We start from the raw sequence: 12,458 nt of genomic DNA on the forward strand, positions 1-12,458 counted from the left end.
TTCGAAGTTGAGAGTGGGGTATGGTTAGCAATATTGTATTGATCATTTACATCAAGCTAGGAAAGAGCGTACGCAGTCCATTAACGATAATTTCGATAGAAACGGCTGCCAATAGCATACCCATGATCCGGCTCATGATGTTCAAGCCAGTATCGCCTAGTAAGCGACTGATACGACCTGCCGCCATCAATGCCAAATAGCAAAACAGACTGATGAATAAGCCAGCAATCAAGATAGCGGATACCTGCAAAATACCTGATACTTGTGAAGAGTAAATGATAACCGTGGAGATACCACCAGGCCCAATCATCATTGGAATCGCGAGGGGAACCACGGCAGCTGCCATCGAGACTGGCGCGTCTTTCACATGATCAACATCGAAGTTCTCTTGATCAGGTTTAACAGGGTTACCCTCTCCATTCATCATATTTAGGGCAATTAAAAACACCAATATACCGCCTGCCAACTGGAACGAGCCGATAGAAATACCAAGGGTTTTTAGTAGCGTTTCACCTGCAATCGTAAAAAAGCTGATGGTGATAAAAATGGTCAGACAAGCAACGCGCGCGACCTTACGTCGATTGTTCATCGAATAGCCACGAGTCAAATCTAAAAATAACGTCAATGCGCTAAATGGATTGATCAATACCATAAAGGCTAGGATTATCTTGATAATTTCAGTATTCACTGAGCGCTCACTTGTCTATTGATACCACTGGTGCAAAAAGATAAGGCCATCGTGCAAGTGCAACGATGACCCAATAGGCAGTTAAAAACGGCATTGTAGCTTATATTCTAACATAGGCAGATAAGCTAATAAAATCATTAACTTTGCGCCGTTACGCCTACATGTCACCTTAGTAAAGCTTCAGTGTAAAAACAAGCATTTAACAGATTATTAGTACAAGCTATCAGTATAAATTGCCATTCTATTAACTCGGTGATAGCCCTTGTCATAAAATCGAGCGTATATAACGCTGTTAGCCTTTAGCACGTCTGCACTTATGCACTAAAATCCAGCCCAATATCCAAGGCTGTCGTACTGTGCGTCAAATAACCCATCGCGATAAAATCAACGCCTGTACTTGCTGCCGCTTGTACCGTTTCAGGCGTAATACCACCTGAGGCTTCAGTCTTTGCGCGACCCTGACACATAGTAACCGCTTGCGACAATGTTTCAGGCGACATGTTGTCTAATAGCACTAAACTCACACCTGTATCCAACGCTTGCTCTAATTGCTCTAGCGTATCGACTTCGACCTCAATAGGAATCAGATGTCCAGCAAATTTCTGTGCTTGCTGAATAGCTGTTTTTATATCACCAGCAATGGCGATATGATTGTCTTTAATTAAAATTGCATCATCCAACCCCAAGCGATGATTGCGTCCGCCGCCGCAGCGTACGGCGTATTTTTGTACAATACGTAAGCCTGGAATGGTCTTGCGTGTACAGGTAATTTGTGCAGGATATTGCGCCACGCTATCGACAATCTGACGTGTCGCTGTCGCAATACCACTGAGATGGGTCATAAAATTCAGTGCCGTGCGTTCTGCAGTCAATAAATGACGCGCGTTACCTTTTACGGTCGCTAACACTGCACCAGCCTCTACTGTTTCGCCATCCTGTACTTGTGCAATAAACTCAATTTGTGCATCGACTAAGGCAAAAGATAAACGTGCCAAATCGATACCGCATATCACGCCTGCTTGCCGCGCCTTGATCTGTAGCTGCGCTTGCATATCGGCTGGGATAGTAGCTTGCGACGTTACATCACCACGCCTACCCAAATCTTCAGTTAGTGCATTCTCAACCAATGGCTTGAGCAATACGTCATCCAATGCTGGCTCTTTTTCAATTGTCATCTTTAACCCTTATCTAGGCATGATATTGATAGAAACTACTCTTTATTTAAACTCAAAATGAGCATAAATATAGCGTAAAGTTAACGGCCCTGCAAGGAAAGGTGACAAATTTTTCGTTTTACAAACCGATTTAGAGGTAAAACGGAATGGCTTGAAACGACTATTTGCGCTTGGGAAGTTTGCTGTCCATCAATAAACTCTGTAATTCAATATCATGACGGAAGCGATATAGTTTGGCAGGACGACCGCGCTGAGCAGTGCTACTCTCTCCTGTCTCCATTACTAAATTTTGCGAATCAAGCAAGCGACGAAAATTTTGCTTGTGCAAGCGCACTCCTGATAACGCCTCAACACTCTGCTGCAACTGCGATAAGGTAAAGACGTCTGGCATCAGACCAAAAATAAGCGGTCTATATTCAATCTTCGCGCGCAGTCTTGAGATAGCAGTAGCAATCACGCGACGGTGATCATAATACATCGGTACGCCTATGCGTTGTGACCAGTCTTCTGGCAAAGCAATAGCCTGATAATTGGGCGGATAATTAGGGGCTTCGGGGATTAGACCTGCTTCATAAAGCATCTCATAACGTAGTAATACATGCTCTGCAATCCACTCTCTACTTTCATTATCGTGTTCGTTGACGGATTGACTGTCAGTGAGTTTACCACTTGCTAAAAACGCTTCGTCCAGCCCCCAACATAAGCCAATGCGCTGACGCCTGCGCTGTTGAACGATTGAGTCATTGGCAGTATTGGCCCATTCAAGTAGCGCAGGCACAATGAAGTCCATAATAATACTAGGCATACCGTCCAAATGATTTTCCCACGGGAAATAATCATACCAATCTCGCCAGAGTGCTTTGCTTTGGAGTGCCTGCGTTTGCGTCTCTTGCACCAAACCTAAATAACTCACATACACCAACGCATGGCCATCAATATTACGCCTGTTAGTATCGACAAAGGTATATAACTGCTCCAAGTATCCGAGCGGTTGCTGCGTTTGCTCCTCTACCCACTGACGTACTCCCGCTTGTAGAGAGCGATGTAGCGGCATAAGTGGCCCATTTGGCAATAGCTTGCCTTGGTCAACGGTTAGAACGCGCGCGATATGATCGGTGATAGCGACCAATACGGCGACCACTTCTGTCGTGCCGCTACCTTGCTGGTGCGCATGTGAATAAGACAACGTCATGGCTTTGGGAATTATCCTTTTTCTCTAAAATGTAAAAGGCTATTGAGACTAACAGCCGTTGTATGACTTAGTATAGCTTGAATCTAAAACTATCATAGTCTGTGGTTGTAAGTATGAAAAATCAATATCGATAAATAGTTATAAGGGGCATGAATTAGCACCATTTTTAAGCTTAGTACGGCTTAATTGCACATCACTTTGAGCACTCAAACCTAATCTTTTGACTTATTAAGTATAAAAAACCACTTGTAATTATACTCAAAATGAGCATAATTAAGACAACTTATAAATTTGTTATGTCCAATTACCTATTTTTTAGCTCATACATTTATCGTTATCGCACCAACAAAGGCTGCCATTATGAAAAAATATCCTTACGACGCACCTATCATGAGTACGGACAATCGCATCGCCACTCAGATGAATATTGAATATGCTAAGGCTAAAATGCCAGCAGACTTGCCTCGCGCTGAACGCATCGTGGTCGAAGAAAATATCAAGAAGCTACTGAAAGAGAATAATGCCGTACTGGTAGCACACTACTATGTCGACCCTTTTATCCAAGACTTGGCATTGGCAACCGGTGGCTGCGTCGGTGACTCACTTGAAATGGCTCGGTTTGGACAAGCTCATAGCGCTCAGACTTTGGTGGTCGCTGGTGTGCGCTTCATGGGTGAATCAGCAAAAATATTAAGTATGGAAAAGACCGTCCTCATGCCAGATTTGGAAGCCGAGTGCTCGCTTGACTTGGGCTGCCCTGCTGACGAGTTTTCAGCATTTTGCGATGCTCATCCTGAACGTACTGTTGTCGTCTACGCCAATACCAGCGCCGCGGTAAAAGCGAGAGCTGATTGGGTGGTCACCTCATCTGTCGGTATCGACATCGTTCGTCATTTACATGCGCAAGGCGAGCCTATTATTTGGGGGCCTGATCGCCATTTGGGCAAATACATCGCTCGTGAGACTGGCGCAGATATGCTGCTTTGGCAAGGGTCTTGTTTGGTACACAACGAATTTAAAGCCACTGAACTTTTGCAATTAAAAGAGGAACACCCAGAGGCCAAAGTCTTGGTGCATCCTGAGTCACCTGATAGCGTGGTGGCACTCGCTGATGTGGTCGGCTCGACTAGCAAGCTTTTGCAATCAACGTATGAGATGGATGCTGATACCTTTATCGTCGCTACTGATTTGGGCATATTGCACGAGATGCAAAAACGCTCGCCAAACAAGCGATTCTTGGCCGCACCAACTGCTGGCGAGAGCGCTAGCTGTAAGAGCTGCGCGTTTTGTCCTTGGATGGCTATGAACGGCTTAAAAGGGATTGAACAGTGCCTAACCAATCAAAGCGGTGAAGTGCTAATGACACCTGAGCTAGCGACTGCAGCAAAAAAACCATTACAACGGATGCTCGATTTTGCTGAAACACAAAAGCAACGTGTAGCCGCCAGTGGCGACATAGTAAAAGACCGTGCGCTGTTCGCTAACGTTGGGGCAGCCTAGCATGAGTCAGTTGCATTCAGTTGATTGTTCCAACACCACTCGCTATAAAAATAACAGGAGCAGCAGTGATATGAGTAATATTATAAAAACTGATGTTCTTATTATTGGGGCTGGTCTGGCAGGCTTGAGCACCGCGCTATCTCTGCCAAAATCGCTGAATATCACTGTTTTAAGCAAAGCGGCACTTGAGGTGTGCTCAAGTCACTACGCTCAAGGGGGTATCGCAGCCAGCTTAGACACGGCGGACTCTGTGACTGATCATGTCGCTGACACCTTAATCGCTGGTGCAGGATTGTGTGCGACGGACAATACTGCCCGTATCTTGGGTGCAGGACAGCAAGCGGTGCAGTGGTTATGCGAGCAAGGTGTGCCATTTACTCAAACCACTTTAACTAAAGAAAATGATAATACACCTGATTTTTCAGTCTTAAAAACCAGTGACTTACACTTGACCAAAGAAGGCGGTCATGGCTGTAGACGTGTGGCCCATGCGGATGATGCAACGGGTCGGCACGTGATGGATGCATTAATTATCAAAGCACAGACTGCAACCAATATCACTATCTTGCCTTATCATGAAGCATTAGAGTTACTGACTTCACCTATGATTAGCAGCTCCTCTTTTAGCATGAACGATAGCGATATTAGACATTGTCGAGGGGCACTGGTCTTTGATCATGTCAATGAGCGCCAACTCACCATTCATAGTTCAGCTGTCGTACTCGCTAGTGGTGGCTTAGGCCAACTATTTAAACGTGCCAGCGCGCCTAATGTCTGTGTTGGTGATGGCGTCATGATGGCATGGCAAGCAGGCTGCCGCTTGGCAAATTTAGAATTTGTGCAATTTCATCCGACGGGTCTGGCATTAGATGACAGCAGTTTTTTGATATCTGAAGCGTTACGCGGTGAAGGTGGACGATTATATTGCCCACAGACTGGTACGCGCTTTATGTTAGACGTTGATGAGCGCGCTGAATTGGCGCCACGCGATATCGTCGCTCGAGCAATAGCAAATCAGATTAGTAGTAACGGACTTGGCTACGTGTATCTTGATGTCAGTCACTTGCCAGCCGCATTTATAAAGGCGCATTTCCCGCAGATTTATCAGACGCTGCTAGCACTCGGCATCGATATGACCACAGACCCTATTCCGGTCGCTCCGACTGCCCATTATAGTTGTGGCGGCGTGGTGACTTGCGCCAATGGTTTGACCGACGTCGCAGGGCTATATGCAGCAGGTGAAGTTGCTTATACAGGGTTGCATGGGGCCAACCGTTTAGCAAGCAATTCATTGTTAGAGTGTGTGGTGGTTGGTCGCAACATCGCCGCTAATCTGCCTTCTTACTTAACAAAATTGGAACGCTTAAAGAACTTAGAAGCTTTAGAGAAAACGGCTGAAGCTTTAGAAAAAATGCCGCAGCCACATACGACTGCCTATTATGAACTGCATCAGTTGGCTGCCGATATTTGGCAATATCCGACATTAGAAAACACGCAATTTGTTATCTTACCCTATTCTAAGCAATCATCGTATCCAACTTATAATGCTGATAAAGCATTTCATTCTGACGTAGATATTGCAGAGATAACGATAGCATTGAAAGCTCTTTTGACAGCCAATATGGGCATTACACGTAGTGCCAAACAATTAGAGCAAGCATTGCAAAAAATTGAGCAGTGGCAGGAGTCACTCATATATTTTGGTAAATCCAATATAAATAACAACCTCCCCACTACTTTCGATGAGCTGGCAATTTTTCAATTGGCGAAGCAATTAGCGTTAGCAACGATGATTGTCCAATCCGCTTATCAACGTTTTGAAAGTCGCGGTGGGCATTATCGTGAGGATTATCCTAACTTAGCTGAAACGCCTTTGACCAGTATCATTTTGCCACGGAGAGACGCTACGTTTGAGTCCATGAATCGCATCATAGAAGACGAGCGTTATTCGATACCTGTTACTGACCATATTTAAGCCTACCACAGATAATAACCCAACCCATCAAGGGTGATATCTAACACTATAGTTAAAGAAGCATTTAAGCTATCATTATGGATAGGCTTAAAATATTACCTCTTCTTTGGGTGTCCACGGTATGGCTTCTGATATTGTGTTTGTGATTGCCCTGATGATAATCGTCAGCTTGGCTTGGAGTGTACTTGCCGTACCTCGTCTGCGCAAACGATTGCCAAAAATCTACTTGATAGCCCGCTCGTGGTGGTTGATGCTCGCCGCGCTCTGCACTTGCTATGTGATTGCAAAAATAACAAACGATACGCAAGGTTCTCATTCGCAAGTATATCCCTATCAATGGCTGCTCATTTTATTCTTTATATTAATTGGTCTACGCGGCAGCTACGAGATTAAACGCCTATGGTGTTTACGCAGTAAAGCCGTACTCATTAATAAACTCCAAGCGCAAGGCTTACAGCCAAATACTTCCCTACTAGCGAAAACCTCTCTCAATCTGACTCAACACTATACGCGGCTCAATTCCTTAGATCTGCTACTGAGTGTTGCATTCATCTCACTCATCATTAGCCTTGTAGCCTTACAGCAATTGACCTGGCAACGCGAACAATATGGCGTTTTACTCTTCGTATTATTTGCCAGTCAGTTCAACGATATTGCCCAATATCTATGTGGAAGACTGCTTGGACGTAAGCTGTTTAAACGAGGTCTAGCGCCGACTATTAGCCCGAATAAAAGCATTGAAGGTGCTATCTTTGGCAGTTTAGTTGCGGCAATGTTGGCAGCAGTATTAGGTCTTTGGCTCACCCCTTTTGATTGGTGGATCTGTCTATTAGCTGCCTATGGCTTGGCTGTAAGCGGTATATTTGGAGACTTATTAGAATCAGCCTTTAAGCGCCAGCACGGGGTAAAAGACACTGGAACGATGCTCGCTGGTCATGGTGGGGTGTTAGATCGGATAGACAGTTTACTGATTGGAGTGCCAGCATTTACTCTACTCTACTGGTTATTTGGTTAAATACAATCAAAGCACAGATAGCAGAGTCATTTGGCTTTATCCAGTTTACTGCCCAATATCCAATTGAGCACAGGCTTAGGTAAATAATTTAAGGCACTCGTGATATAGCGCATTGAGCGTGGAAATATCGCTAGTTCTATATTATCGTCAATCGCTTGCATAATATGATCAACCGCTGCTTGCGTGCTCATGATAAATGGCTTATGGCTAGCATCGCCATCGTTTAAATCACGTAGTGCTTGAGTATTGATATAGCCTGAGGCAATACAGTTTACTTGGATGTTATAAGGTATAAGTGCTGCTCGATAAGCGCTAGCCGTAGCAATCATTGCACGCTTGCTTTTTGCATATAGACTGGCATAAGGATAATCTATCGTGCCTGCGATAGAGGCAATACAGATGAGGCTAGGTCTATCACCTTTAGTCATATCTAATGCCTGACATGACTGTTTTAACTGCTGCTTTAACTGACTGCTTGCCCATCTAAAAACTTGCTCAAACGCCTGTAAGTTAATCACTAGCATCTGGTCGCTATCTGCTTGATTTAAGTGATGGATACGCTCATTGGTGTAACTACCCGCACTATAGATCAGCCTTTGAAATGGAATACCTGACAAATTGTCTAATAACGTTTGCGTTTGATTTGGGTCAGTTAAGTCGCATACATAAGTCACAATAGCAGGATGCTGTCTGTTGATATCGGCTATCTTTGCTGCGCTACTTCCGACAACGCTGACTTGCCAGCCAAGCATCTGATGATTCAGCGCTAATGCCAAGCCAAGGCCACTCGTACCACCAACGATAATAATATGCGGCGCATGGTTTTTAGTGATACCTTTTGCGAGGTTTTTCATAATTTATGCTGCTGTATATAGTCGACCGTACGCTGATAGCCATATTGCCATTGCGCCTGCATTTGCTGCACAAAACCGTCATAGTCGCTATGTATTAGCTCGACGATCATTTGTTTTAGGTTAAAACGCTTTTGCACATTTCGCCCTCTCAGTTGCTGCTCGTTATCTGCAAATGGTAACCAGTGTAGCTGATGGTGATTGCTAGTAGCATAAGATGGCTTTCTCATTGGTTGATAACCGTGTACTGCTGCCAATCGCCTATTAGGATCAAAACCAAAAACACGCTGAATCGCGGGAGCAGCCAGCCATGGGTCATAACCTGCCTTAGTCTCTGCAAATACGCTGTTACCCAACTGACAGGCTAGCTCAATTGGTGTCAGATTAATCACACCTCCTAAACACCAGCCAAGCTCTGTGATATGTGTGGGCGGCAGATAGTACATGTCAGCCATAGAAGCGCGGATCACTGGGGCAAAATCCCATTGTGTTTGAACCTTTACAGAAGGGTGTATGCGCCCGTTTGCAAATGTGTGCGCAGGCGATGTCATTTGCCCGTCGGCCAGACCTGATACAAAATTTGGCAAATTTGCTAAGCGCGGCGGCGCAAATAACAACTCTTGCAGTGCGAGTTTTTCACTATACAAACCATCAGTAGGTGATTGATACAATCGACTGGCAATGATGGCTATCTCTGGCGTTGCTTTATCAGTATTGCTAATATCATTATTACTAGTAGCAAACTGCGACAGCTCATCTAGCCAGTACTGCTCGTTATCGATACGAAACATCGCTAACTGCTGCAACTCACTTAACAGTCGCTCGTAGCTGTCTGCTTGACGTTGTCTTTGTCCATTATCCTTTTGCTTTGATAACCGCCAACGCTTAAGTGCATGGGTCATATAACGCAGCTTTAGACGTTTATTGGCTTCATCTGGCGCGACATGTCTGATGGCTGTGATGACGCGATATAACTCACGACTACATATCAACGCTTGCAAATCCTTGGGGTCAGGCGCAAATTGTACTAAGTAAGCAGACAAACTCCCACCGCAAGTACCAACGATAATATCTGGCGCTAAGTCATGAGACGCTAAGGCTGCATAGCTACCCAAATAATAACCAAAACGTGAACCGCCGCCTGAAAACAGCTGAACACGCTCGTAAGGTTTAACCAACTGATTGTTCATCTATTACTCATCATCAGCTGATACAGTTTTAATCGCTAACGAAACAGTAAAGATACCAAAGCGATCGATACGCATCGTGATTTTCCTAAAGCCTGCACGCTCAACCAATTGATCCATTTCCGCTTGCGAGCGACAACGCATCACCCAACTACTGCCACGGTGATTGTTTAGTGTTTTACTGATAAATTCCTGTTCAGGGTGCCACGGTTGGTTGGTATAAATCAGATAACCGCCCGATTTTAAACTGTCATAAATACCCGCTAAGGCTGTCGCTGGTAGCGCATTATCAGAGAACAATTCAAACAACCCTGAAGCAATAGCAAGATCTGATTTTTTAGTATCGGTGCTAGTGTCTTTCGTATGTGCATCAATATAACTAATAGGATCAAAGGCGTCCTTTTTACTGGTCACGACTCGACTGCTCATGGCCAAATGCTCCGCTTTTGCTTGTAATGCCTGTATATTATGCATCTCATAATCTCGTAGCTCTGCCTGCAAATCGGTAAACTCAGTCAACAGATCAAACGCATAAAAACCATGGCCACTGGCGATATCTAACAGTTTTGGTTGATATGGTTTGGCGTTACTCTGATTTTTATCTTCAATATCTGTAAGTGCTAAGCGTGCCAACTCCAATATGTGCTCACGGCGAATACGAATACCTTGCCAACCAATATTATTTAAATAAAACTTATCGACTGCCTGTCCAAATTTATTCTGCCCGCTGGGCTGATTGTAATAGACATGATCCAGCGAGTGACCTGAATCAAATCCATGCTCAAGCCCTGTCGCAATCGCATCGCTGACGTGACCGAACTTTTGCATCGCAAAACGGGTAATGGCAAAGTTTGGATTGAATGGTTTAATCGCCAAACGGTCTACTTTATCTTTACTGGCACTGTCTAAGTGAGCGGTACTCAGATCAGGGGCTTGGACTGGTGCGCTAAATACTTGCTCAGCAAACTCAATACAGTCGGCAAATACATCGGCTTTATTGGTCTCATGAAAGATTGCATGATAGCTGTCTGGATACAACTGCCAGCGTTTGATCGGTGTGTTAATCGCCTCATAGAATTTCCGCTCAGCCTGTTTATCGACCACATAATCCTTGCCCGCACATAAGACAAACGTCGGTACGGTGATAGCACCAGCATCATCGAGTAGACGCTGCCCCGTTGCATGGGTATCAATGAGTAAATCAGTCGAGATACTATTCGATATCAATGGATCGGCATTGTAAGCCTGCTGCGCGTCTTTATCATGGGTCAGTACTTGTGCTTTAACATAGCTGCTGACACGTGACATCAGACCTAGCGTACGTGCCACCTTTAGCGATGGTATAGCAAAGGGCAGATATAGACGAATACTGAGCGCAGGCGTGCCAAGTATCATGCCGCGAATATTAGGCGCATAATCGTGTACCCATGCTGCTGCCAATACCGCGCCGATACTACTGGCGACAATCAATGTATCCTCGATAGCAATGCCTGTTTGCCCAATCACCAACTGGACGAAACCCTCTAAATCTCGCTCAAGCTCTGTGACGCTCTCTGCATGATCTTTAATGCCCCCTGAGCGACCATTGCCGCGCGCATCCCAAGCAAACACTTGATAGCCAGCTGTTGCAAACTGCTCTCCCAGCTCTGTCAATCGTCCCGAATGCTCATGTCCTCGGTGCAATAAGATAACTTGGCGCAACGGTTGGTTGGCTTGCTTAATATATTCTAAAGGCGTCGTTAGCCAATAGCGATAATAAATAGCAGTGCCATCGTAAGCGTTATAACAGCTCTCACCATTGATGATTTTAGATGCGGGCAAATCAAAACCAACACTGGCCTGTTCTTCGGATTTTTGACTATCAACGGTTGTGGTTGGCATTTCTTTGAACTCCAATGGGCGAACGTTATCAGTAGAAGTATTTGGCAAAACAACAGTAAGAGAGAGTGAGTTGTTTGTTGACTCACCCAGTACGGATCGCAGCTCAGGTGGATTGTGCATCAAGTATAACTCTGTCATATAACGTAGTCGATTGAGACAGGTCTTTAGTAGCATGATTTCTGTTAGTATAAATAATTGATCTATTCTGACGGCAGGCGAAGCCACCTGCCCTTTAATACTTACTGGCGCTTTGGCTCTGCTACCCATAAAGGCACCAAGCACCCCTAATAAGAAGGCGCGGTCGCTTTTGCCCAAAGGCCCTTGGTTAGCACGAACACCTAACATGGTATTACTAGTAACGCCTAACAGTTCGGTGCCAATACTAAGAGCGATCAGAGCAGTGATATGATGCTGAGAAGTTGATATATTCGTTGGCAAGTTGGCTATTAACGTCTGCTGTTCTTTATCATTGATATGATGGGTCAGAATATGAGGGGTCAGGCTCGCTAATAGCGCCGTATCGGCAACCATATCACCTACCTCGTTTAACACGGCTCCGAGCCTTGAGGCCTGTCCATGCTCACGCGCCATCATGCCATCGATAGCATTGAGTGCCATACGTACAAACAATGATAAAGGCAATAAAAGCCACAGCCTATGCTGTTCAGCCGCTGGTTTGGCAATGATATAGGCAGTACCGATACTTAATAAAACAGCGGATACTGTCACTTGGTTAGCGGTAATGTTTTGCTCAACCAGCGCATTACTCATCGGACGTAGTTGATTTTGAAACTGAGTTTTGAGCTGATATAGCGACATGAGTCTAGCCAAATATTTTCAGTACTTTAATGTAGCAACAAAAGTTTATAAGGTAAAGAATTACAAAGCGCTCAAAAACGTTCAAACATTTTGAAAAAGATATTTATTATCGTCATTATAATCGTCCAGTTTTTTATATTTTGGCCAACAATGAGCGATGATTTGCAATGAATCT

Annotated in this window: 9 protein-coding genes; 3 read left to right on the forward strand and 6 right to left on the reverse strand. The window is 44.7% G+C overall.

What is annotated here, in order from left to right; genetic code table 11:
• Positions 1-46: 46 nt before the first annotated feature.
• The 3 genes from QO187_RS02150 to QO187_RS02160 all read right to left on the reverse strand — a co-directional run bounded on the left by QO187_RS02150 (position 47) and on the right by QO187_RS02160 (position 3,055).
• Entirely contained in the window at positions 47-688 is a 642-nt protein-coding gene (locus tag QO187_RS02150; RefSeq protein ID WP_082624565.1) for a MarC family protein, read from the reverse strand.
• A 314-nt stretch (positions 689-1,002) separates the two neighbouring features.
• Entirely contained in the window at positions 1,003-1,863 is an 861-nt protein-coding gene (gene nadC / locus QO187_RS02155) for a carboxylating nicotinate-nucleotide diphosphorylase (protein WP_371546900.1), read from the reverse strand.
• A 160-nt stretch (positions 1,864-2,023) separates the two neighbouring features.
• Entirely contained in the window at positions 2,024-3,055 is a 1,032-nt protein-coding gene (locus QO187_RS02160; protein WP_201547638.1) for a hypothetical protein, read from the reverse strand.
• 360 nt (positions 3,056-3,415) lie between these two features.
• Between QO187_RS02160 and nadA the strand changes: the two genes are divergently transcribed.
• The 3 genes from nadA to QO187_RS02175 all read left to right on the forward strand — a co-directional run bounded on the left by nadA (position 3,416) and on the right by QO187_RS02175 (position 7,545).
• Positions 3,416-4,555 carry a quinolinate synthase NadA gene (gene nadA, locus QO187_RS02165; RefSeq protein WP_201547637.1) on the forward strand — a complete coding sequence of 380 codons (1,140 nt, stop codon included), beginning with the start codon at positions 3,416-3,418 and terminating at the stop codon, positions 4,553-4,555.
• A gap of 70 nt (positions 4,556-4,625) precedes the next feature.
• Positions 4,626-6,530: an L-aspartate oxidase gene (gene nadB / locus QO187_RS02170; protein ID WP_371546903.1), complete on the forward strand. Its 1,905-nt coding sequence runs from the start codon at positions 4,626-4,628 to the stop codon at positions 6,528-6,530.
• Positions 6,531-6,651: 121 nt separating this feature from the next.
• Positions 6,652-7,545, forward strand: coding sequence for a phosphatidate cytidylyltransferase (locus tag QO187_RS02175; RefSeq protein WP_371546906.1), 894 nt, complete (start codon positions 6,652-6,654; stop codon positions 7,543-7,545).
• A gap of 26 nt (positions 7,546-7,571) precedes the next feature.
• Here the strand turns inward: QO187_RS02175 and QO187_RS02180 are convergent, their stop codons facing one another.
• Genes QO187_RS02180 through QO187_RS02190 form a run of 3 tightly spaced genes read right to left on the reverse strand, consistent with a single transcriptional unit; the run spans position 7,572 to position 12,283 of the window.
• Positions 7,572-8,399 (reverse strand): SDR family NAD(P)-dependent oxidoreductase, encoded by an 828-nt coding sequence (locus tag QO187_RS02180; protein WP_371546908.1) that lies wholly within the window; start codon positions 8,397-8,399, stop codon positions 7,572-7,574.
• Positions 8,396-9,586, reverse strand: coding sequence for a patatin-like phospholipase family protein (locus QO187_RS02185; RefSeq protein WP_290176430.1), 1,191 nt, complete (start codon positions 9,584-9,586; stop codon positions 8,396-8,398). The genes QO187_RS02180 and QO187_RS02185 overlap by 4 nt, the downstream gene beginning before the upstream one ends.
• 3 nt (positions 9,587-9,589) lie before the next feature.
• Complete coding sequence (locus tag QO187_RS02190; RefSeq protein WP_290176429.1) at positions 9,590-12,283, reverse strand: alpha/beta fold hydrolase; 2,694 nt, start codon at positions 12,281-12,283, stop codon at positions 9,590-9,592.
• Positions 12,284-12,458 lie beyond the last annotated feature (175 nt).

It is taken from the genome of Psychrobacter sp. Arc9, assembly GCF_041431295.1.
Classification (GTDB): domain Bacteria; phylum Pseudomonadota; class Gammaproteobacteria; order Pseudomonadales; family Moraxellaceae; genus Psychrobacter.